Source organism: Paraconexibacter sp. AEG42_29, from assembly GCF_040581415.1.
In the GTDB taxonomy this organism is placed as follows: domain Bacteria; phylum Actinomycetota; class Thermoleophilia; order Solirubrobacterales; family Solirubrobacteraceae; genus Paraconexibacter.
Genome location: NZ_CP114014.1, coordinates 782227 through 802697 on the forward strand (window position 1 = coordinate 782227; position 20471 = coordinate 802697).

A 20471-nucleotide genomic window follows, 5' to 3' on the forward strand; every position below is an offset into this window, starting at 1 on the left:
CGCCCCCCGCCGTGGGCACGGGCCGGCGGCGCCGGAGTGTCAAGCGGCTGCGGGAACGGTGGGCTTCGGGGATCGCTCCGTGGGTGCCGGTGTCGGTGTCGTGCGAACGAGGGTCGCTGCGAGAAGTGCACCGACAGCGGCGATCGCGCTGCCGGCGAAGAACACGTGGTGCAGGGCGTCGGAGTAGGCGACCGATGCGGCCTGCGCTGCGCGGGCGCCGGCAGCATCGGGAGCACTCAGCGCATGGTCGAAGAGTGCGCCCATCGCTGCGACTCCGGTGGCGACACCGACCTGTCGGAACGTGGAGTTCATCCCTATGGCGGTCGCCGCATGGTCGGGCGGGGCCACGGCGAGGGTGACCGCGGCGACGGTCGGGTTGGCGAGCCCGAAGCCGAGGCCGCACAGGACGAGGCCGGGCAGCGCGACCGTCCAGCTCGAGCCGGCGTCGAGCATCGTCATCTGGAGTAGACCGACGGCGCTGCACGTGAGTGCCGCGCTCAGCACCAGGCGAGGCGAGACGGCCGACGAGAGTCGCCCGGCGCCCGCCGCGGCGACGAAGGCGAGGATCGTCACCAGGAGCAGGCGCGTGCCCGCGGGCAGGCCATCGATGCCTTCGACCTTCTGGAAGTAGAGGATGAGGTACACGAACATCCCGAACAGTGAGGCCGAGGTGGCGAATGCCGCGATCGCGCTTCCAGCGAATGACCGGTTGCGCAGCAGGGCCAGGTGGAACATCGGTTCCGCCTGGCGCGCCTGGGAGATGAGAAACGCGGCCAGCGTGAGCGCCGCCGTCGCGGCGACCGCGACAGTGCGGGTGCTCGTCCACCCCCAATCGCCTCCCTTGATCAGCGCGGTGACCAGCGAGGCGATACCGACCGCGAAGGTGACCTGGCCGACCCAGTCCACACGGCGCGGGCGCGGGTTGCGCGTTTCAGGGACATGACGAAGCGCGATCACAATCGCGACCGCAACGACCGGCAGGTTGACGAGGAAGATCCAGCGCCACTCGGCGACTTCGAGGATGGCGCCGCCGACGAGCGGGCCGAGTGCGACGGCGGCTCCGAAGACGGCGCCGAACGCACCGAGCGCCTTAGCGCGGTCGGCGCCGACGTAGGCAGCACCAAGGATCGCCAGACCGGTCGCGAAGAGCATCGCGCCGCCGACGCCTTGGAGCGCTCGTGCGGCGATCAGGAACGTCGCCCCGTTCGCCGCGCCGCACAGCGACGACGCCAACCCGAAGGTCACCAGGCCGCAGACGAACACGCGCCGACGGCCGATACGGTCGGCGACCGCGCCGGTATTCAGGAGCAACGCGGCAAGGGCCAGTGCGTACGCATCGACGATGAGCTGCATCGACTGCAGGCTCCCCGAGAGGTCCACTGAGATCGCTGGAAGCGCCACTGTCACGATGGTCACATCCAGCATCAGCAGCGTCTGCGCGAGGCAGACGGCCGCCAGGGGACCCCATCGCCACGACCCTGGACCCACCACTCTCCCGCCCTCGCCCGGTTCGCTCTGCTGAACTGCGCAGAACGTACCAGGCGGGGATTTTTATTTCCCACTTCGGTACAAAATGCGTTACCTTGACGCCATGTCAACTCAGGAAGCCGTGGACCTCGCGAACCTGCGCGTGGCCGACAACGCGCTGTGGCAGGCCGGCCCGCCGCACGAGACGTTCAGGGCGCTGCGGTCGCAGTGCCCGGTGCACTGGAGTACCGGGATCACGCAGACGCCGGGTGATGCCGGGTTCTGGTCGGTGACGAAGGCCGAGGACGTGCTGACCGTCAGCAAGGACTGGCAGACGTACTCGTCGGCGTCGAACTTCTTGCTGACGGATGAGGGTGTGCCGCTGGAGATTGTGAAGGGCATGTTCATCGGGATGGACCCGCCGATGCACGACCGCATCAAGTCGCTGTTTCAGCGGGCGTTCACGCCGAAGGCGATCGCCCGCCATGAGGGCGCGATCCGCGAGATCGCCGACGGCGTGATGGACGGCCTGGAGGGGCGTGAGGAGTGCGATCTGGTGACCGACCTCGCGCAGCCGGTGGTCGCCCGGGTGATCGGGAGCTTCATGGGCCTTGACCCGGAGGACGACAAGCCGTGGGCGGACGCGATCAACACGCTGCTCGGCTTCGGGGACCCGGTGCTGAACCCCGGCGGCATCGATCAGCTGGTGATGGAGCACATTCCGCCGATGTACGAGAAGTGCATGAAGCTCGTCGCTGCCCGTCGGGCGAACCCGACCGAGGACATGATGAGCGTCCTCGTCTTCGCCGAGATCGACGGCGACATGCTCACCGACCTTGAGATCTTCGCCGGCTTCGTGCTGATGATGGCTGCCGGTAATGACTCGACCAAGGCGACGTACACGAGCACGATGCGCGCGCTCATGGAGCACCCCGATCAGCGGGCGCTGCTGCTCGACGACCTGTCGCTCGTGCCGTCGGCCGTCGAGGAGGCGCTGCGGATGTTCCCGGCGTTCGCGCACTTCCGCCGGACCGCGACGAAGGACACCGAGCTCGGCGGCTGCCCGATCCGCAAGGGCGACAAGGTCGCCATGTGGTACCCGTCGTCGAACCGCGACGAGGACCGCTACGAGGATCCCGACCGCTTCGACGTGACCCGCAACCCCGAGCATCAGGCGTTCGGTGCGGGCGGCCGGCACTTCTGCCTCGGCACCGCGCTCGCCCGTCTGGAGCTGAAGATCCTCGTCGAGGAGACCGTCAAGCGGTTCCCGCAGATGACGATCGCCGGCGAACCGAGCTGGGTCGTCTCGCAGTTCTCGAGCCAGCTCAAGCACCTGCCTGTCAGGCTGCACGGATGAGCGTGAGCCCGGCGGCCGACCGCACGCACGACCCGCGGTGCATGGGATGCGGTCCTGAGAACCCCGACAGCCTCGGCGTCAGTGTGCGCTTCACGGAGGACCGGGTGCACGGCACGGTGACGCTCGACGGCCGCCACGGCGGCGCCCCCGGGTACGTGCACGGCGGCGCGCTTGCGGCGGTCATGGACGATCTACTCGGGAACGTGCTGATCGTCATCGATCGCCCCGGCGTGACCGCGACGATGACCGTCGACTACCGTGGCCCCGCCCTGCTCGGCCGCACGCTGAGGCTTGAGGGATGGTGCGAGAAGATCGATGGGCGCAAGCTCCACATGCGCGGCGAGATCCACGACGGCGACACCCTCATCGCCGAGGGCCGCGCCCTCTTCATCCACGTCGACGTCTCCCACTGGGAGGCATCCGGCCAACCCCTGCCGCCCAACTGGCAGGGCTGGGGAGACACCGCCGATGCCTGATCCCACCCGCTTCGACACCTCCCCGTCGCTGCTGATCACCGGCGGCGGCGGCCTCGGCGAGATCGCCGAATCGGCCCGTCTGGCCGAAGCGGCCGGATTCGCCGGCGCCTGGACCACGGAGTTCTACGACCGCTCCGCCACCGTCTCGCTGGCCGCGATGGCGGCCGCCACGTCGACGATCACGCTCGGAAGCGCGATCGCCTACGGCTTCGGCCGTACGCCCCTGGTCTGGGCCGCGGAGGCGCGCGACCTGGACGAGCTCACCGGCAAACGGCTGATCCTCGGCCTCGGCACCGGAACCCGCAAGATGCAGCAGGACTGGCACGGCCTGGACGGCGAGCACCCCGCCCCTCGGATGGAAGAGCTCGTCCCGCTGCTGCGCAAACTGCTGCGCCTGAACGAGGGGCCGATCGCCCACGACGGCCGCTTCTACCGCCTGCACGTCAAACCGACGCTGCCCGTCGGCCCGCCCCCGCGGACCGATCTGCCGATCTACCTCGCCGGCGTCAACCCACGGATGATCCAGGCCGCCGGCCGCGTCGGTGACGGCCTCGTCGGCCACCCGCTGTTCACCGCTGAGTACGTCCGCGACATCGCCCGCCCGGCGCTGGCCGCCGGAGCCGAGCACGCCGGCCGCGACGTACAGATCCCAATCGCCGGCTACCTGACCTGCAGCGTCAACGAGGACCGCGACGTCGCCCGCCAAGCCGCAAGAGCGACGGTCGCGTTCAACTCCACCGTGAAGACCTACCGAGTCGTGCACCGCCACCACGGCTGGGAGAAACACGCCGAGAAGATCCGCGAGAAGTGGATCAGCGGCGACTTCGCCGCCGCCGTCGACGCCGTCCCCGACGAAATGGTCGACACGATCACCCTCGCCGGCACCCCCGACGAGGTCCGCGCGCGTTACGCCGAACGCTGGCAAGGCGTCTACGAGCACACGCTCCTCTGGCCCCCGGCGTTCACCGGCATGGACGGCGTGCGCAAGGTCATCGAGACCTTCGCAGCACCGTCCGACACGGACGCTTGACCCCCGATCAGATGACGGCGGCCACCCGGGCGGGGTTGCGGATGAAGTCCGCGCAGCGCTCGCCGATCATCAGGGTGGGGGCGTGGGTGTTGCCGCGGGTGATCGTCGGCATCGCGGAGGCATCGGCGATTCGCAGCCCCTCGACGCCGTAAACGCGCAGTTCGGCGTCGCAGGCGCCGTTCTCAGGGGCGCCCATGCGAGCCGAGCAGGCGGGGTGGTAGGTGTGCTCGACGGTGTGGCGGACGTACTCGGCGATGGCCTCGTCGGTGCGGACCCACAGGCCTGGGTTGATCTCGGCGCCGCGGATGCCGTCCATCGCCGGCTGGGAGACGATCTCGCGGGCCCTGTGGACGCCCGCGACCATCGCCCGGATCTCGGAGTCGTGGCTGAGCATGCGCAGCGAGATCCGCGCCTTCTCCTTCGGGCTCGGTGAGCTGATCATCACCGAGCCGCGGCTGAACGGGGCGACGTAGGAGAGGCCGAGGGAGAACGCCGGCCGGGGATGCTCGCGCTTGCCGTGCTCCCAGAAGAACAGCGGGGCGACGACGATCTCCATGTCCGGGGCCGGGAGCGAGGAGTCGGTGCGGAAGAACGCCAGCGCCTCGCCGACGTTGCTCGTGAGCTTACCCTTGCGCGTGGTGACCCAGCGCGCGAGGTGCTTGGGGTGGCTGAGGTCGGCGAGCCCGATCTCCTCCCCTTTGAGCTCCCAGTTGAGGAACTGGAACGGGTGCTCCATGAGGTTGCGCCCGACGGCTGGGAGGTCGACCTGGACGGGCACGCCGACCTGCGCGAGGTGCTCGGCCGGCCCGATCCCGGAGCGCTGCAGGATCTCGGGGGTGCCGAAGGCGCCGGCGCTGAGGACGATCTCCTCAGCTGCGGCGAACCGCTCGATGCGCTTGCCGAACGACACCTCGACGGCGGTCGCGTGGCCGCCTTCGAGGATCACGCGGTGCACGAGCGCGCCGGTCTTGATGATGAGGTTCGGGCGGCTCCGCGCCGGCCCGAGGAACGCGGTCGCGGCGTCGTGGCGCATGCCGCGCTTCTGGTTGACCTGCGTGAGGGCGACGCCGTCTTGCTGGGCGCCGTTGAGGTCCTCGAGGCGGTCGAAGCCGGCCTCCACGCAGGCGTCGACGATCGTGTGGGTGATCGGGTCGGCGTTGCAGGTCTGCACATGCATCGGGCCGCCTGTGCCGTGGTAGGGGCCGCTGAGGTCGCCGTTGTCCTCGGTGCGGGTGAAGTACGGCAGGACCTCGTCGGCGCTCCAGCCGGGCGCGCCGTCCTGCGCCCAGGAGTCGTAGTCGTAGCGGTTGCCGCGCACGTACATCATCGCGTTCATCGAGGAGCAGCCGCCCATGAGCTTGCCGCGGGGCTCGTGGAGGCTGCGGCCAAAGAGGTTCTCCTCGGGCTCGGTCCAGTACTCCCAGTCGAGCTTCGTGTTGAACTGCGCGGAGAACGCGGCCGGCGCCTTGACCGAGAGGCGCTTGTTGTGGCCGCCGGCCTCGAGCAGCAGGACCCGTCGGTCGGGGTCTTCGCTGAGGCGGGCGGCGACGACGCTGCCGGCCGCGCCCGCTCCGATGACGATGACGTCGAAGGTGTCCATGTGCTCGAGGCTCCTCGGGTTCTCGCTTAGGCGCCGGCGTTGAGCTGGACGGGCAATGTGGTGAGCTGGTTGACGAAGATCGCCGTCGCGTACCGCGGCGTGGCGTCGAACTCCATGTTCGGGTACCGCTTGAGGGTCTCCTCGAACAGCACCTTCAGCTCAAGCCGCGCGAGCGCGGTCCCGAGGCAGAAGTGGCGGCCGCCGGCCCCGAACGCCTGGTGCTCGGGGTTGCGCTCGACCTGGAAGTCGTCGGGGTTCTCGTAGACGGCCTCGTCGTACCCGGTCGACGGGTACCACATCATCACCTTGTCGCCCTTCTTGATCGGGCAGCCGCCGAGCTCGGTGTCCGCCGTGGCGGTCCGGCGGAAGTGCGCGAACGCGGGGAACATCCGCAGGCACTCCTCGACCATGCTCGGGATCAGCGACGGGTCGGCAACGACCTTCTCCCGCTCCGTGGGGTTCTCGATGAGGGCCTTGATGCCGGAGCAGAACGTCGACTTGGTCGAGTCGTTGCCGGCGGTGACCAGCAGGATGAAGCCCATGACGATCTCCCAGTCGCTGAGCTTGTCGCCGTCAATCTCTGCGTTGACGAGGATGCTCATCAGATCGTCAGTGGGGGTCTCGCGACGTGCGTCGATCAGCACCTGACATTTCTGCACGATCTCGGGGATGACCTTCTCGATGACGTTGTCAGGGCCTTCGGGGTTCATCTCGGCGTCGTCGCCGCCGACGAGCATGTTCATGAGGTGCGCCCACATGGCGTCGTCCTCAGGGGCAATGCCCATGAAGTTGCCGATCACGCGGGAGACGACTGGAGCGGCAACATCGGTGACGATGTCGCACGTCTCCCGGCCCTGCAGCGTCTCGAGCTGAGCGACGGTGATCTGGCGGATGACATCCTCGTGCTCGGCGATCCGCTTCGGTGTGAACCCGCGCTGGAAGAGCTGCTTCAGCCGGCCGTGCTTCGGCGGGTCCATGCCGATGAACATGCCGTTCTGGACCTCGAGCTGGACCCACGGCATCCCGACCATGCCGCCGAGCTCCGAGGAGTACAGCTGGTAGTTGCGGCTGACCTCGTGCACGAGCTCCTGGTTGGTCACCGACCAGAAGCCGGGCTCGTCGGGAAAGCTCGTCATCCCCGAGCTCCAGTGCACGGGGCATGCGCTGCGCAGCTGCTTGAAGAGCCCCAGCGGTGCGCCTGCGCGCCAGTGCTCGGGGTCGGCGACCCGGACGTCCTTCAGGTCGTGCTGCGTCTCGGTCTGCTCGGACACGCTCATGGTGGCTCTCCTCGGTTCGTTTTCGCGATTGGGCCCAACATCCCACACTGCTTTACACCCTGTCAACCATCAATGTCATGCAGTAATGTCCTGGCGCATGTCAGTGCTTTCGCGTCGCTCGGCGCTTCCGGAGGAGCAACGCGGGCGAACCCGGGAGGCGATCCTGGCCGCGACGCGTGATCTGCTCGCCGATGGACGGGCCTTCGCGGAGCTGAGCGTCGGCGAGATCTCGATCGGCGCCGGCGTTTCGCGGCCGACGTTCTACGCCTACTTCCAGGACAAGCGCGACCTCGTCCTCAGCCTCGGCAGCGAGCTGGAGGCCGACGTGCGCGCCGTGGCCGGACCGTGGCTGCGCGACGAGGACGACGATCTGCGCGCCACGCTGGACGCCGTGTTGCACAGCTTTCGTACCCACGGCGCGACGCTCGGGGCGATCGTCGAGGCCGCGACATACGACCCCGAGGTTGCGACGTTCTGGCGCGACTTCCACGAGTGGTTCCTCGTCAACGCTGCCGAGCGCGCCCGCCGTGCCGACCCGGCCCTCGCGGCAGCCGACGCCGAAGCCCTCGCGTACAGCCTGGTGTGGATGACCGAGCGCTGCCTGACCGAGCACCTCAGCGCGCAGCGCGTCGAGGAAGAGCCGCTGCTGAACGCGATCGAGCGCCTGTGGCGCTCGGCCATCCCGGCAGCTGGGGCGCCCCTCAATCGCGCGCGGGTCGTGCGCCCCCCATCGGCGTAGCGGCGCCGCCGACCGTACGGGGGCCGGTCCCGTCACGGTGCGTCGCCTGAGGGCAGCGCGGCGAGGCGCAGGTACTTGGAGACGGCCTCCGCCCGGTTGGACGCGCGCAGCTTCCGGAGGATCTGCTTGACGTGCGACTTGATCGTTCCCTCGGTCACGACCAGTCGCGCAGCGATCTCGCGGTTGCGAGCGCCTGTGGCCAGGAGCTCGATCACCTCGAGCTCGCGCTTGGTCAGCAGGGACTCGAGCCGCCCGCCGCGGCACGGTTCGGGGACGCGCTCCACGGTGGCGTACGCCTGCTCCCGCGGGCGTTGGGGGCTCATCCGCACGCGGTCGAGCGTCAGCTCGTCCAGCTGCGACGCGAGGGCGGCCGTCGTCGATCGGACGAGTCGGGTCTGCGCGCGCAGGCGGCCGGCGAGCACGGTGCGCTGAACGAGCGCTCCGAAGGTCTCGGCAAAAGCGGACAGCGCGTCGCGGTCAAGCTTGTCCGGGTGTCGGCCCGAGAGGTGGTAGTCGGCGTGGATGAAGCCGATGACCTCGCCCTCAGGCATGATCGGTGCGGCGACGTACGACCGCGTGGCCGACGCTGCGGCGAGGTGCGGGTCCATACGCGGGTGGTCTTGGGCGCCGAGCACGAGGAGCGCGGCCCGGCGGCGCAGGATGTCGCACTCCAGCGTGCGGTGGGTCAACAGCTCCGGGTCCGGGCCCAGGGCTGCGAGGAGGGCGTCGCCGGCTGCCGGGTCGCCACGGACGTAGGCACTCACCGGGAGCCACTGCGAGTCGTTCACCTGCGAGACGAGTACGCGATCAAAACCAAGGGCCAGGCCGACCTCCTTCGGCGCGACCTGGAGGAGTTCGCCCGCCGACTGGACCTCGCGCAGCCTCGTGAGGCTCTCCCGCGTGGCCGCGATCACCATGACGCGCTGGTCGGCGCGGTAGGCGCATACCTCGCGGTAGACGGCAGTGAGCTCGCCCACCACGAGGCGGCGGTCGGTCGCCCGTGGCAGCCCGAGCGCACGGTCCATTAGGCCGGCGAGCACCGCGAGCGCCGCGTCCACGTCGGCGGGCGCGCGGGGTGCAGTGCTGCCGTGGTCACCGAGGGCGGATGTCGCGGTGGCGAGTGCCGCGTTCACACGCGCGCGGAGTTCGGTGCTGCGCAGTGGCGTGGCACGGGCGGGCCGCTCCGGCTCGCTTGCCGCGCGTTCCGGCCATTGCAGCGTGAGCGGTGGCGGCGGCGAGACGGTGGCCCTCATCGATCCCTTTCGTCCATGAGACCAAGTTTCGCCGCCCTGCCGCGCCGACGTTTGGGTGAGCTTCGACGGTTCGCGGTCCGTTCTCGTCGGATCGACGAAGTTGCGGTGCTTGCTGGCGCGTTGGCGGGTGTGGGATGGTCGTTTCGTGCCGTTGGGGACGCAGACATCCGGCAGCGCCCTCGCGAGCCGTTCGCCCGCATGCGCGTCCCTCATTACGAGAGTGGCCGGTGACATCGATGCCCGCATCGAGCAGATCGCTCTCGACCTGCAGACGGTGGTCCTCGGCGAGATTCCGGCGTTGGCGCAGCGCCCCGCCCTGAAGGAAGGTCTGATGGACGTCGCCCGCGGCAGCGCCACGTTGCTGACGGCGATGGCACGCTCGTGGAGCGATCCGGCCGTCGTCGCACCTCCTCAGGACTCGTTGGACTGGGCACGGAGCCTGGTCGAGCACGGGCTCCCGAGTGACACGCTCCTCCGGGTCTTTCGGGTCGGCCAGGCGCGCTACCAGGCTGAATGGCACCGTGCGCTCACCGCAAGCGGGGCCACGCCGCTGGTGATCCTGGAGGCGGTACAAGCGATCTCGGCGTTCTCCTTCAAATGGGTGGACGCGATCTCGGGTCCGCTCACGGACGCGCACGTAGAGGAAACGGCTCGCCGGCTGCGCGGCATCGATGCGGTGCGCAGCGCAGAACTGGCACGAGTCCTTCGCGGTGACCACGTCGACGAGACCGTCGCCAGCGGCCGGCTCGGCTACGACCTGCGACGCGAGCACACCGCGGTGCATCTGTGGGTCGAACCAGGGGCGCCGGGACAGGCCCGGGATCGGCTCGAGGCGGTTCTAGCCGAGATCCATCAGCAGGTCGACGGCCAGTCGCGCGCGCGGCCGCTAACGGCGCGCGTGTCGCCGGCGCACCTCCGTGCCTGGTTCATGGGGCCGATCGCGACGCCGTCCGCCGCTAACCTTGACGCGCTGCTTCGGCCCGACGGCATCCGTGCGGCGGTCGGGACGCGCGGGACGGGTTTGGCCGGCTTCATACGCACTGCGGATGAAGCCGAGCGCGCGCAGCGGGTCGCGACGTTGCTGCGCTTCGACCGGACGCTCACGCGCTTTTCGGACGTCGCCGTCGTCGATCTCCTGACCCGTGACGTTGACGCTGCGCGGCGCTTCGCCGTCGCGACGCTTGGCCCGTTGGGCGAGGACCGCGTCGGCCCGCGCCGTCTGCTGGCGACGCTGGCCTGCTTCTACGGACAGCGACAGAGCTACGCGCAGACGGCGCGGGCACTCGGGCTTCACGTGAACACCGTCGCCTACCGCGTGCGCCGCGCGGCGGAGCTCAGCGGCTTCGACGACGCGACGGCCGGCCCGCTGCACGCGGCGACGCTGCTGGCGCCCCTGATCGACGGCGACCCCCATTCATCGGGGTCGCGGTGACCATCGCTGACGCCGCTACCCGGCCCCGCGGTCGTCGGACCTGATGAGGTTCTCCGCCGCCGCCATGTTCTGGAAGTCGCCGACCAAGCGGCGGGCGATCGGAACGATGCGCAGCAGCTTGCGCACGGGGCCTGCGAACTCGATTTTGCCCTTCATGATGCCCATGGCCAGATGCATCTCCCCGGTCCAGAAGCGCAGGACGTCGTCGGTGTCGATCCAGAGCTCGATCTCGGGCTGACCGATCGGCCCCTCGGCCACTTCGATCGGGACCCGGTCGAACAGCAAGGTGAGGGTGAGGTGCTGCGGGGAGTCACGAAGGTGGACGTGGGTGACCGTCTGCGCGAAGGCGAGGCGCTCGCCGATCTCGCCGTGCGTGGCAGCGACGTTCATGATCCGCTCGAAGGCACTGAAGACGGCCTGCGCCTGTTCGGCGGTCGGCGGCTCGGCGGTCGGGCGACCGGCGGGTTGCGACGCGACCAGCGTCGGCGTTGCGTGGGACTGATCCTTATCAGGCATGCGACCTCCGTTCGGTACTTCGCCGCTAAAGCTCGACGGTAGGCGGCGCGGTGTCGCGGTGATAGTGGCCGGAAGGTGCGACGTCATCGCCCGTTCGATCACCTGCCCGCGCCGCGCGCGCCCGGTCGCCGAGCGCTGCTTTCGTCGAACCGACCAAATCCCGCCGCAGAAGCCGCTCGACAGCCCAACATCGTCGTCGGAAACGGCGGCAGAGTAGCCAGATGCGAGCGGCGCCGGACAGTCAGGTCAGCGACACGCGTTCGGCGTCGGTCATCTCGCCGGTCGCGGTCGACGACGGCGTGCGACTGCACCGGGCGTTCCGCGGGATGTCCTGCGCGCTCGCCGAGTTGCGCGAGATGGAGGTGCCGGACCAGTTGTTCGACGCCGTGGCGATCGCCGCCAGCCGGAAGTGTGGGTTCGATCGTTGCATCGTGTTCGTCGTCGTGGGTGACGAACTGGTGGCCCAGAGCGTGTACTTCCACGGGCATGAGGAGTGGGCAGCCGACGCCCTCCGCGTCGGCAAGGAGCCGCGCGGCAGACCGCACTTGCGCGAGTTCATCGTCGAGACCGAGCTTGTGCGCCGCCGGTCCGCCGCGATCGTGGCCGACGCCCAGAACGACCCTCACACGCCGCGGGCGCTGGTGGAGCTGACCCAGACGCGCGGGTATGTCGCCGCGCCGATCCTGTGCGAGGACCAGGTCATCGGGTTCCTGCACGCCGACCACCACTTTCACGACCGGGAGGTCGGTGAGATCGACAGGACGATTCTGTCCGCGTTCGTCATCGGGGTGGGCTTGATTCTGGAGCGCCAGGTCTTGCGTCGGCACCTCGAGCGCCAGCGCGCGCAGCTCCAGGCGCTGTCCGGCGAGATCTCCGCCGTCGCGCAGACGGCAGCGGTGATCGACTTCCAGGTGCACCCGGGTGCCGCGGAGGCGGGGCCGCAGCGGGCGATCGACCTCGTCTGGGATCCCGCGGTGCGCGAGTGTCTCAGCGTCCGCGAGCGCGAGGTCATCCAGCTGCTGGTCGCCGGCGCGACGAACGCCGTGATCGCGCGGCGGCTCTTTATCAGCGAGAGCACCGCGAAAGCGCACGTCCACCACATCCTTAAGAAGCTCGGCGCGTCCAACCGCGCGGAGGCGGTCGCGAAGTTCCTGCGTGCCGCGCCGCCCCCGTCGTAGGTCGCCGTCGCTCAGAGGGCGGCGACCTCGTCCTTCTCCGCAGTCAGCTCGCAGTAGATCGGAAACATGGGGCGGGTGAGGGGGACCAGTTTTAGGATCTTGTTGACCGGCCCCTTGCTCTTGGCCCGGCCACGTGCGAGCGCTGCCGCGAGGTTGAGCTCACCCCGCCAGTACTGGTTGGCGAGATCGGCGGACAGCGTGAGGGTGACGACCGGGACGACCTCGGTGTCGCCCTCGATGACCTCGATCGGGTCCGCCAGCCGCACGGTTGTCTGGCATTCCGGATCGTCGTAGCGCAGCTGCAGCACGATGTCCGCGGCCATCAGCGCCGGACCGACCTCAGGGTGGACCGCGGCCTCGCGCCAGACCCCGGCGAGGTACTTGTAGGCGTCGGCTGGATCAGCGAAGTAGGGCATGAGGCGACGCTAAGCCGGGCCTCGCACCGCGACTATTGACCGAAGGAACCGCAGGCGTGACCCGATCGGGTAGACATCGTCAGCGTCCCAGCAACTGACGCGCCCGACGTCATTCGTGCCTCCACCGAGCTCAACGAGCTTCCCGGCCCGGTGGCGACGGTTCAGCGCGGCCTCCCACGTGAACCGGATAGCCGCTGGCGGCCTGCACGGAGACCGGTGGCGTGAGCCGGCGGCCAGCGGCGCTTGGCACTGCAGCCATCCTGGCGGCGTCTCAGCATTGAACGATCTCGCGCGGTCCGGCTGGTCAGTCGGCCGGTCGGGCGGGGAGCAATCGAGGGGCGAGCCGGACGTAGGCGACCATGCCGAGGACTTCGACCAGGGTCTGGGTGACGATGACGACGGCAGTCAGCGTGTACCGGTCAGGGAGGGAGAGTGCGAGCGGGAGCACGACGAGCGAGTTGCGGGTCGCGCCGGTGAAGAGCAGCGCGCGGCCGACGGGAGCGCTCAGTCGCAGGGTGCGGGCTGCCTGTCGGCCGATGACGGCCATTGCGAGCAAGAACGCGGCGTAGAGCGGGACGACGCCGGCGATCTGACCCAGGTCGTCTTGGACGCGCGGGGTCTGGGAGGCGACGACGACGACGAGCGTCGCTGCCATCAGGGCGACAGGCGTGAGGTCCAGGGCGGCCTTGATGTGGGCTGCGGACGGTGATCGAGCGGCCGCGCTCTCCGTCGCCCAGGCTAGGGCGAGCGGGGCGACGATGAGGATGAGGAACGCCTCCAGGAAGGGACCGGGCTCGACGATGTCGGCGAGGTCTGAGCCCAGAAACAGCCAGAGGTACATGGGGAGCAACGCCATCTGCGCGAGCATCAGCAGCGGGGCAGCGGCGAGCAGTCGTCGCTCGTCGCCGCCGGCCAGGCGCGTGAAGACGATGACGTAGTCGATGCACGGGGTGAGGAGGACCATCAGGATGCCGAGTTGGACGGCCTGCCCGCCGGGGGCGAGGAGGCTGAGTGCGTAGGCGATCGGGGGGACGATCACGAAGTTGACGGTGATGACGGCGACGAGGAAGCGGCGGTCGTTGAACGCTGAGCGCAGCTCGGGGAATGGCACCTGCAGGAACGTGACGTACAGCAGGGCGCCGAGGACGGGGTAGATAAGCGTCTCGAACGCGGCCTCGCTGCCGGGGGCGACCACTCCGGTCAGACCACCGGCGGCGACAGCGAGGAGGTAGATGGGGACCTGGTGGCGCTCAAGGCGCTCGCCCAGCGCCATCATTCCCCGGCCCCGGCCCCGGCCCCGGCCCCGGCCCCGGCCCCGAGCGGAGCGGGAGGGTCGGTGGTGAATGGGTGCGGGGCGCGGAGAAACGAGCAGCCAGTGGCCTGGTCGGGCAGCGCGTCGAGCCGCTCAAAGCCGTCGGCGAACCGTCGCTCGAGCGCCCGCAGCTCTTGGATCTGCCGCAGCGTGGCGGCGACCTGGTCGACCAGTTGCTCGCGCAGCTCACGCCTGACGGTGGAGCACGGCCCCTTGTCCCGCGCCCGCAGCACATCGGCGACCCGGCCCAGCGGGACCCCGAGGCGCTCAATCGCCAGAACGAACTCGAGCCGGTCGCGGACGGCGTTGTCGTAGACGCGATAGCCGGACGAGGTGCGGCCGGGTTCGAGGAGGCCGATCCGCTCGGAGTAACGAGGCGTCGAGACGGGCACGCCGCTGGCGGCGGCGGCCTCTGAGATTTGAAGCGCGGTCACGCCCGGCACGCTAAACGCTGCACCCAGGTACGAGGTCAAGCGAGCCGGGCAACGGCTCGGCGTCATGTGACGCGTAGCGTCACGGGCGCCGATCACGACCCGGGCAGACTCGAGCACGTCAGCGGCCACCCGCGCGGTCGCGCATCAACAGCTGCAGCTGCAGCTGCCGGTGCCGCTGGCGCCCTTGCGGCGCTGCACTCCGAGGCCTACGCCGACCGCGACGAGGACTGCGGCTGCGATCCCGAACCAGCCGCCGATCATGGCGCCGGCTACAGCGCCGAGGACCGCTGGGCCGACGGCGCAGCACAGCACCATCAAGACGCTGGCGCCGGCGACCGCGGCGCCGCTCTTGCCGACTACCTTGACCGGCACCCGCGACGTCCGGAGAGGGCGCTCCGGGCCGCGGAACGCGTCGACGAGATCCTCGATGACAACAGCTGCGTCGGCTGGCCCGTCGATCGTCAGCTTCACCTCGTTGGGCTCGTCCACTACCTTCATGTGCAGGAAGGCGCAGCACTCCTCCTCCGCTGCGGCGATCGCCGCGACGCGGTCGCGACCTCCCGGAACGGCCGTGAAACGCAGCTCGGCGTGGGCGCCGTCCCGACGGGAGTCGATCAGCGCCTCGGCACCGAGCGCGGTCATCTGCGCGAGCCGCTCGGCGTAGTCGCGGGCGTCAAGCGAGCACGCGATCGGCGTCGCATCCGGGGTGCGGTGGGAGGGGGAGATCCTCAGCTCGGTCATGCCGCTACCTTGCACCTTGAACCCATGTTCAAGTCAAGGACCAAAGTGACGACCGCCGAAACGCGTTTGACGATCGGGCAGCTCGCCGCCCGCTTCGATCTCAACACCTCCGCGATCCGCTACTACGAACGCCAAGGCGTCCTCCCCCCGCCCGAGCGCGTCTCCGGCCAGCGCCGCTACGGCCCCGACGCGATCCGGCGCTTGGAAGTGCTCGAGATCGCCAAACGCGGCGGCTTCACGCTTGACGAGGCGCGGCTGCTCCTGGATCAAGCCGCCGCAGACAGTCTCGCGTTCGAAGCGATCCGCGACCTCGCCGAGCGAAAGCTCCCCGAGATCGACGCCCTGATCCGCCGCGCCCAGGCGATGCGCGGCTGGCTCACCACGGCAACCGACTGCTCATGCGCGAGCCTTGACGTCTGCGCGCTTTTCACCGCGAGCACCGAACTACAGCACAACCCCATCACCGTCACACAGGTTGCCGGCAGCGCCCACCGGTCCGCGTAGCTCAGGCCGGTCGACGCTGATCTGCGAGGGTCGTCCGATGAGCCAGCTCGCTTTCGACGAACGCGCCGGCCAGGAGCTCGAGGAGCTCTACCGCACCCGCGACGCCGTCCGCCGCCGATCACTCGCCCGCAGCGCGCTGAGAGCCGCCCCCGGCGAGCACATCATCGACGTCGGCTGCGGGCCCGGATTCACCACCGCCGAACTGCTCCTCGACATCGGCGTGAACGGATCGGTGACCGGCGTCGACAGCAGCCCGCAGATGCTGGCGCTCGCCGAGGCCCGCTGCGCTCAGCACTCGAACGTCCAGCTGCACCCCGGCCAAGCGACATCGCTGCCCGCAGCATCCGGCCGCTTCGACGGCGCGATCTGCGTCCAAGTGCTCGAGTACGTCCCCGACATCGCCGCCGCGCTCGCCGAACTGCACCGCGTCCTGCGCCCCGGTGGCCGCGTCGTCGTCTGGGACATCGACTGGACCACCGTCTCCTGGCACACGACAGACACCGACCGCATGCGCCGCGCGCTCGACGCATGGGACGAGCACCTCACCCACCCCGCGCTTCCTCGAACTCTCGCCTCGCGCATGACCCAGGCCGGCTTCGACAACGTCCAGATGCAGGCACACCCGTTCGCTGCCGCCGGCCCCATGGATCCCGACACCTACGGCGCGGGGATCTCCTCACTCATCCGCAACTTCATCGCCGGCCGTAACGGCCTCTCCCACCACGACGCCGAGGACTGGGCCGCGGAGCAACGCCAACTTGGCGAACGCAATGAGTACTACTTCGCCTGCCTGCAGTTCTGCTTCACCGGCACCCGTCGCTGACACGTGACGAGATTCCGCGTCGTACGCTCTGGCAGTCTGAACACACGACGCGGCTTCCCTCACGCTTAGCGGAACCGCTTGTTCGTCGACGGAGAGTCCGGGAGCCCTGCGGGGCCGTAGATGGCCGCGTTGTCGCGGTTCTCCATCTGCCGCGCGCCACAGGCGTCAAGCGAAGGCGGTAGGGCATGACGACGCCGCGGCGATTGATCGAAGGGCCGTTCGCGTTCGTCTTTCGGACGAAACCCGTAGCGGTCCTTGCGCAGCGCGAGAGGCCGCAGCTAGGGTCGATCGCTCACGGAGGCGACGGACCCGCAGCGTCGCGGGCGGAAGCGAGGGTGCGCACATGCTGACGGATGTCTGGCGGTCTCACCGCACGGGCGTCTGCCGTCCCGGAATCGTTCCCGGGCGTATCCGGGACACACGGTGACCGCGACCCCGGGATACGCGGCGCCGCTGTCGGCTGCGGGCGCGCGGCTGGTCGGAGGGCTCGAGTCGCGGACGGTCGAGACGGCGCGCGACGCGACCCACGCGATCTTCGACGAGATCCCGGCCTACGCGGCATCGCACAGCGAGCGCTTCTTCTCCGATGTGTGCCAACACGTGGAGCGCAACATCGCGACGCTGATCTGCACCCTGCGGCGAGGCGGACCGCCGACCGAGGAGGAGCTGGTGTTCCTGCGTGCGCCGACCGCCCGTCGCGCGCAGCATGAGATCGCGCTCGACGAGTTCCTTCACGCCTTCCGGATCGGCTTGCGGCACATCTGGCGCTCGCTGGTCCGTGACGCCGACGACGACGAGTCGCGGGCGGTGGCGCTGACGCTCGTTGACCCGGTCGCCGAGTACATCAACATCGCTTCGACGCGCGTCGCTGAGGTCTACCTCGAGGTCGAGCAGCTGCTGCTGGCCGAGGGTGAGCGCGTGCGGCGCGACGTGCTCGAGGATCTGCTCGGCGCTGCCGGGGTCCGTCCCGGCCCGCGGGCTGAGGCGTTGGGGGCCGCCGGCCTCTCGACCGGGGCGAGCTTCGTCGTCGTCAGCGCCCTCGCGGACCGGCGCATGGAGCCGAGTACGCTGCGGACCGCCGCGACGGCCATCGGCCGCGTCGTCGCCCGCAACACGGCGCCGCTCGCCGTCCAACGTGGTGACGAAATCGTCGCGGTGCTGCCGGTCGGACCGGGATGCGGACGGGCGGTGGCCGACGCGCTGGATGCGCTAAGAGCCCGCCTCGCCGCCGAGGACATGCCGCTCCGCATCGGTGTGAGCACGATCGTCACCGGCCTGGTGCAGGCCCCGGCCGCCTACCGCGAGGCGTGCGTGGCCCGGGCCATGAGCAGCGAGGCCAGGCACGTCATGTGCCTCTGCGGCATCACGGCGTTCGACTACCTGACGCTCACGGGGGACGGCACCGCCGCTCGGATGGTCGCTCCCGAGATCGCGGCGTTCGTCGCCGAAGACCTCGCAGCCGGCGGCGTCCTCACCGACACACTGCTGGCCTACGCCGCCGCCGACCTCAACGTCAAGCTCACAGCGGAGCGTCTGTTCGTGCACGTCAACACCGCCCACAAGCGGCTCGCGCGAATCGCCGAGCGCAGTGGGCGGGACCTGCGTCGGCTGAACGACGTGATCGAGCTGCTGATCGCGATCAAGCTCGCCGCCGCCGCCGCCGGGCGGTCGTCCGGCTAGGCCGCCTGAAGGAAGTACGTCGTCATCATCGACGTCAGCATGGCGAACCCGGCCAGCCCGACGACGCCGACCGGGAGCAGGACGGCGAACCGGATGCGGCGGCCGCGTGCGGCCTGTGCCGCACGCCGCTCCGCGGTGCGGCGGATGGCTACTGCCATCGACGCGCTTCCGCCCGCCGCGAACGCGGGCTGTACCTCGGCGGAGGCGCGGTCGAGATCGGCGAGCAGGGTGTTGTCGTTGCTGGTGACGGTGAGCATGGAAGCGACCGTACGCCGGGTGTTTGCGCCCCGATACGGTGCTCGCGACCACGATTTGTCACCGATCGGTGTAAGTCGCCCACACCCAGCGAGGCGGCATGCGCGATAACGCTCGGAAGCGGGCGGCCGGCGGGCATCCAGGGCACCGCAGGCCGACGAGCGCGCCCCGCGCCCGCCCGGGAGACCGGGCACCCGGCGATATGTCCGAAGGATCAACGCTTATGACCCGATCAGCGGATTGAGCGTGGCGTTGCGTCCGGCGTACGGTCGAACCACCTCTGGCCGAACCGGGAGAAACGCCGTGTCCTCGAAGTCCAAGCGCCGCAGCATCACGCAGACCCACGACCGCATCGCGCAGCTGGGGTGGGAGCCGACCTACCACGACGCGGTCCCGCGGTACCCGACCCGCTACCACATCCCGTCCAAGTCCAAGGACCCGATGAAGCAGATCATGCGGGAGTACCTCCCAATGGAGCTGGAGAAGGACGACCGCGTCTACGGCGGCCACGACGCGGCGGTGCGCGCGGACATGCCGAACAAGACGCACGAGCGCTGGCTCGAGATCCTCAAGCCCTTCCTCACGGTCACGAACTACGCTGAGATCGGCGCCGGCCGCTGCATGTCGATGCTCATCGACGCGATCCCGTCGAACGAGCTGCGCAACGGCTACCACGTGCAGTACATGGACGAGGTCCGCCACACGGGCATGCAGATGGCCCTCGGCCGCTGGTACGCAAAGCACGCGCCGGATCCGGGCGGCTGGAACCAGATGCAGAAGGCGATGCCGCGGGACATCTTCACGCTCGGCGGGATGAACTTCGCCAACCACTTTATGGTCGGCGACCCCATCCAGTGCGCGTTCGCGCTCCAGGTCGTCGCCGAGACCGCGTTCACCAACGTCGCGTTCGTCGCCCTGCCCGACGTCGCCGCGCGCAACGGCGACTTCACGCTTCCCACCACGTACCTGTCGGTGCAGTCCGACGAGGCGCGCCACATCTCCAACGGCTACGCGACGCTGCTGACCGTCCTGCAGGACGACCGGAACATCCCGTTCATCGAGCGGGACCTGCAGCAGGCGTGGTGGATCAACCACGCGTTCCTGGACGTTTTCACCGCGGTCGTCATGGAGTACTTCTCCAAGGACCGCTCCGACGACGAGTCGTTCCTGAACAAGTGGGACCGCTGGATCCGCGACGACTGGTACCGCGCCTACATCCTGAAGATGGGCAAGCTTGGCCTGGACATGGATCCGCACATCTTCGAGCGGGCGCGCGAGCGCATCACCAAGGGCCTGCATCACAAGATGGCGATGCTCGCGTTCGCGACCTGGCCGATGCACTTCTGGAAGTTCGACGGCCTCGACGAGAAGGACTTCGAGTGGTTCGAGAGCAAGTACCCCGGCTGGTACAACGAGTACGGCTTCTTCTGGGAGGCCTACCGTGAGCTCGACGATCCGGCTGAGCAGGCGCTGCTGCTCTCGGGGATGATGTCCGAGGCCCCGCCGTTCTGCTGGACGTGCACGATGCCGGCCCTCATCGACGAGGACATGTGCCACCGGCAGCTGCACGACCGCACGCGGTTCTACTGCTCCAAGGAGTGCCGCTGGCTCGACGAGTCCAACCCGGGCCGGTACGTCGGCGACCGCAACTACTTCGACCGCTTCCACGGCCAGGACCTGGCGGACGTCGTCCAGCAGCTCGAGTTCGTCCGCGCGGACGGCAAGACGCTCATGGGCCAGCCCCACCTGCGGGAAGACGGCAAGTGGACGATCGACGACCTTCGCAAGATCGCGATGACGGTCGAGAGCCCGAACATCAACACGGCCAAGGCGATGGGCCTGCCGTCCGGCGACTGGTCCTCCGCGTATAAGGAAGGCATCACCGACGCGACCGGGCGCAACGGCGGACCCGGCCCGGTGCAGGTCAGGCCGCTCGACATCCCACTGCCCCTGACGACCGTCTGACGACGGATCGCGACGA

General features: G+C 69.4%; 20 protein-coding genes. 10 read left to right on the plus strand and 10 right to left on the minus strand.

Annotated elements, in window-relative coordinates; genetic code table 11:
* Positions 1–39 precede the first annotated feature (39 nt).
* Complete coding sequence (locus DSM112329_RS03735; RefSeq protein WP_354700467.1) at positions 40–1491, minus strand: MFS transporter; 1452 nt, start codon at positions 1489–1491, stop codon at positions 40–42.
* A gap of 100 nt (positions 1492–1591) precedes the next feature.
* On the opposite strand from DSM112329_RS03735, the gene DSM112329_RS03740 reads away from it, so the two are divergent.
* Genes DSM112329_RS03740 through DSM112329_RS03750 form a run of 3 tightly spaced genes read left to right on the plus strand, consistent with a single transcriptional unit; the run spans position 1592 to position 4330 of the window.
* Positions 1592–2824 (plus strand): cytochrome P450, encoded by a 1233-nt coding sequence (locus DSM112329_RS03740; protein ID WP_354700468.1) that lies wholly within the window; start codon positions 1592–1594, stop codon positions 2822–2824.
* On the plus strand, positions 2821–3300 hold the full coding sequence (locus DSM112329_RS03745; RefSeq protein WP_354700469.1) for a PaaI family thioesterase: 480 nt from the start codon (positions 2821–2823) through the stop codon (positions 3298–3300). The genes DSM112329_RS03740 and DSM112329_RS03745 overlap by 4 nt, the downstream gene beginning before the upstream one ends.
* Positions 3293–4330: an LLM class flavin-dependent oxidoreductase gene (locus DSM112329_RS03750; RefSeq protein ID WP_354700470.1), complete on the plus strand. Its 1038-nt coding sequence runs from the start codon at positions 3293–3295 to the stop codon at positions 4328–4330. Before DSM112329_RS03745 ends, DSM112329_RS03750 begins: the two co-directional genes overlap by 8 nt.
* A gap of 7 nt (positions 4331–4337) precedes the next feature.
* On the opposite strand, the gene DSM112329_RS03755 is transcribed toward DSM112329_RS03750, so the two are convergent.
* Together DSM112329_RS03755 and DSM112329_RS03760 are read right to left on the minus strand one after the other, a co-directional pair.
* Positions 4338–5930, minus strand: coding sequence for a GMC family oxidoreductase N-terminal domain-containing protein (locus tag DSM112329_RS03755; protein ID WP_354700471.1), 1593 nt, complete (start codon positions 5928–5930; stop codon positions 4338–4340).
* A 26-nt stretch (positions 5931–5956) separates the two neighbouring features.
* Entirely contained in the window at positions 5957–7207 is a 1251-nt protein-coding gene (locus tag DSM112329_RS03760) for a cytochrome P450 (protein ID WP_354700472.1), read from the minus strand.
* 97 nt (positions 7208–7304) lie between these two features.
* Here DSM112329_RS03760 and DSM112329_RS03765 point away from each other — a divergent pair, with 97 nt between their 5' ends.
* On the plus strand, positions 7305–7946 hold the full coding sequence (locus DSM112329_RS03765; RefSeq protein ID WP_354700473.1) for a helix-turn-helix domain-containing protein: 642 nt from the start codon (positions 7305–7307) through the stop codon (positions 7944–7946).
* A gap of 32 nt (positions 7947–7978) precedes the next feature.
* Here the strand turns inward: DSM112329_RS03765 and DSM112329_RS03770 are convergent, their stop codons facing one another.
* Complete coding sequence (locus DSM112329_RS03770) at positions 7979–9199, minus strand: LuxR C-terminal-related transcriptional regulator (RefSeq protein ID WP_354700474.1); 1221 nt, start codon at positions 9197–9199, stop codon at positions 7979–7981.
* Between the two features lie 220 nt (positions 9200–9419).
* Between DSM112329_RS03770 and DSM112329_RS03775 the strand changes: the two genes are divergently transcribed.
* Positions 9420–10631 carry a helix-turn-helix domain-containing protein gene (locus tag DSM112329_RS03775; RefSeq protein WP_354700475.1) on the plus strand — a complete coding sequence of 404 codons (1212 nt, stop codon included), beginning with the start codon at positions 9420–9422 and terminating at the stop codon, positions 10629–10631.
* A 15-nt stretch (positions 10632–10646) separates the two neighbouring features.
* On the opposite strand, the gene DSM112329_RS03780 is transcribed toward DSM112329_RS03775, so the two are convergent.
* A complete protein-coding gene (locus tag DSM112329_RS03780; RefSeq protein WP_354700476.1) occupies positions 10647–11234 on the minus strand; it encodes an SCP2 sterol-binding domain-containing protein in 588 nt (195 codons plus the stop codon).
* Positions 11235–11368: 134 nt separating this feature from the next.
* Here DSM112329_RS03780 and DSM112329_RS03785 point away from each other — a divergent pair, with 134 nt between their 5' ends.
* Complete coding sequence (locus DSM112329_RS03785) at positions 11369–12325, plus strand: LuxR C-terminal-related transcriptional regulator (RefSeq protein ID WP_354700477.1); 957 nt, start codon at positions 11369–11371, stop codon at positions 12323–12325.
* Between the two features lie 11 nt (positions 12326–12336).
* On the opposite strand, the gene DSM112329_RS03790 is transcribed toward DSM112329_RS03785, so the two are convergent.
* The 4 genes from DSM112329_RS03790 to DSM112329_RS03805 all read right to left on the minus strand — a co-directional run bounded on the left by DSM112329_RS03790 (position 12337) and on the right by DSM112329_RS03805 (position 15228).
* Positions 12337–12741, minus strand: a complete 405-nt coding sequence (locus DSM112329_RS03790; protein ID WP_354700478.1) for a hypothetical protein — start codon at positions 12739–12741, stop codon at positions 12337–12339.
* Positions 12742–13045: 304 nt separating this feature from the next.
* A complete protein-coding gene (locus DSM112329_RS03795) occupies positions 13046–14014 on the minus strand; it encodes a bile acid:sodium symporter (protein ID WP_354702436.1) in 969 nt (322 codons plus the stop codon).
* The gene (locus tag DSM112329_RS03800) at positions 14014–14487 is read right to left on the minus strand and encodes a MerR family DNA-binding transcriptional regulator (RefSeq protein WP_354700479.1); all 474 of its coding nucleotides are present in this window, start codon (positions 14485–14487) and stop codon (positions 14014–14016) included. Before DSM112329_RS03800 ends, DSM112329_RS03795 begins: the two co-directional genes overlap by 1 nt.
* Before the next feature lie 144 nt (positions 14488–14631).
* Entirely contained in the window at positions 14632–15228 is a 597-nt protein-coding gene (locus DSM112329_RS03805) for a hypothetical protein (RefSeq protein WP_354700480.1), read from the minus strand.
* 45 nt (positions 15229–15273) lie between these two features.
* Between DSM112329_RS03805 and DSM112329_RS03810 the strand changes: the two genes are divergently transcribed.
* The 3 genes from DSM112329_RS03810 to DSM112329_RS03820 all read left to right on the plus strand — a co-directional run bounded on the left by DSM112329_RS03810 (position 15274) and on the right by DSM112329_RS03820 (position 18235).
* Entirely contained in the window at positions 15274–15732 is a 459-nt protein-coding gene (locus tag DSM112329_RS03810) for a MerR family transcriptional regulator (RefSeq protein WP_354700481.1), read from the plus strand.
* A 37-nt stretch (positions 15733–15769) separates the two neighbouring features.
* Positions 15770–16555 carry a methyltransferase domain-containing protein gene (locus tag DSM112329_RS03815; protein ID WP_354700482.1) on the plus strand — a complete coding sequence of 262 codons (786 nt, stop codon included), beginning with the start codon at positions 15770–15772 and terminating at the stop codon, positions 16553–16555.
* A gap of 423 nt (positions 16556–16978) precedes the next feature.
* Positions 16979–18235: a helix-turn-helix domain-containing protein gene (locus DSM112329_RS03820; protein WP_354700483.1), complete on the plus strand. Its 1257-nt coding sequence runs from the start codon at positions 16979–16981 to the stop codon at positions 18233–18235.
* Here DSM112329_RS03820 and DSM112329_RS03825 read toward each other — a convergent pair.
* Positions 18232–18492: a hypothetical protein gene (locus DSM112329_RS03825; RefSeq protein ID WP_354700484.1), complete on the minus strand. Its 261-nt coding sequence runs from the start codon at positions 18490–18492 to the stop codon at positions 18232–18234. The genes DSM112329_RS03820 and DSM112329_RS03825 overlap by 4 nt on opposite strands.
* A gap of 301 nt (positions 18493–18793) precedes the next feature.
* On the opposite strand from DSM112329_RS03825, the gene DSM112329_RS03830 reads away from it, so the two are divergent.
* Positions 18794–20455: a methane monooxygenase gene (locus DSM112329_RS03830; RefSeq protein WP_354700485.1), complete on the plus strand. Its 1662-nt coding sequence runs from the start codon at positions 18794–18796 to the stop codon at positions 20453–20455.
* The last annotated feature ends 16 nt before the right edge of the window (positions 20456–20471 follow it).

What these genes read in the sequence shown, in the direction of transcription:
- DSM112329_RS03740 (WP_354700468.1), top strand. Translation starts at nt 1,592, where the DNA reads ATGTCAACTCAGGAAGCCGTGGACCTCGCGAACCTGCGCGTGGCCGAC.
- DSM112329_RS03745 (WP_354700469.1), top strand. Translation starts at nt 2,821, where the DNA reads ATGAGCGTGAGCCCGGCGGCCGACCGCACGCACGACCCGCGGTGCATG.
- DSM112329_RS03750 (WP_354700470.1), top strand. Translation starts at nt 3,293, where the DNA reads ATGCCTGATCCCACCCGCTTCGACACCTCCCCGTCGCTGCTGATCACC.
- DSM112329_RS03755 (WP_354700471.1), bottom strand. Translation starts at nt 5,930, where the DNA reads ATGGACACCTTCGACGTCATCGTCATCGGAGCGGGCGCGGCCGGCAGC.
- DSM112329_RS03760 (WP_354700472.1), bottom strand. Translation starts at nt 7,207, where the DNA reads ATGAGCGTGTCCGAGCAGACCGAGACGCAGCACGACCTGAAGGACGTC.
- DSM112329_RS03765 (WP_354700473.1), top strand. Translation starts at nt 7,305, where the DNA reads ATGTCAGTGCTTTCGCGTCGCTCGGCGCTTCCGGAGGAGCAACGCGGG.
- DSM112329_RS03770 (WP_354700474.1), bottom strand. Translation starts at nt 9,199, where the DNA reads ATGAGGGCCACCGTCTCGCCGCCGCCACCGCTCACGCTGCAATGGCCG.
- DSM112329_RS03780 (WP_354700476.1), bottom strand. Translation starts at nt 11,234, where the DNA reads ATGACGTCGCACCTTCCGGCCACTATCACCGCGACACCGCGCCGCCTA.
- DSM112329_RS03785 (WP_354700477.1), top strand. Translation starts at nt 11,369, where the DNA reads ATGCGAGCGGCGCCGGACAGTCAGGTCAGCGACACGCGTTCGGCGTCG.
- DSM112329_RS03790 (WP_354700478.1), bottom strand. Translation starts at nt 12,741, where the DNA reads ATGCCCTACTTCGCTGATCCAGCCGACGCCTACAAGTACCTCGCCGGG.
- DSM112329_RS03795 (WP_354702436.1), bottom strand. Translation starts at nt 14,014, where the DNA reads ATGGCGCTGGGCGAGCGCCTTGAGCGCCACCAGGTCCCCATCTACCTC.
- DSM112329_RS03805 (WP_354700480.1), bottom strand. Translation starts at nt 15,228, where the DNA reads ATGACCGAGCTGAGGATCTCCCCCTCCCACCGCACCCCGGATGCGACG.
- DSM112329_RS03815 (WP_354700482.1), top strand. Translation starts at nt 15,770, where the DNA reads ATGAGCCAGCTCGCTTTCGACGAACGCGCCGGCCAGGAGCTCGAGGAG.
- DSM112329_RS03825 (WP_354700484.1), bottom strand. Translation starts at nt 18,492, where the DNA reads ATGCTCACCGTCACCAGCAACGACAACACCCTGCTCGCCGATCTCGAC.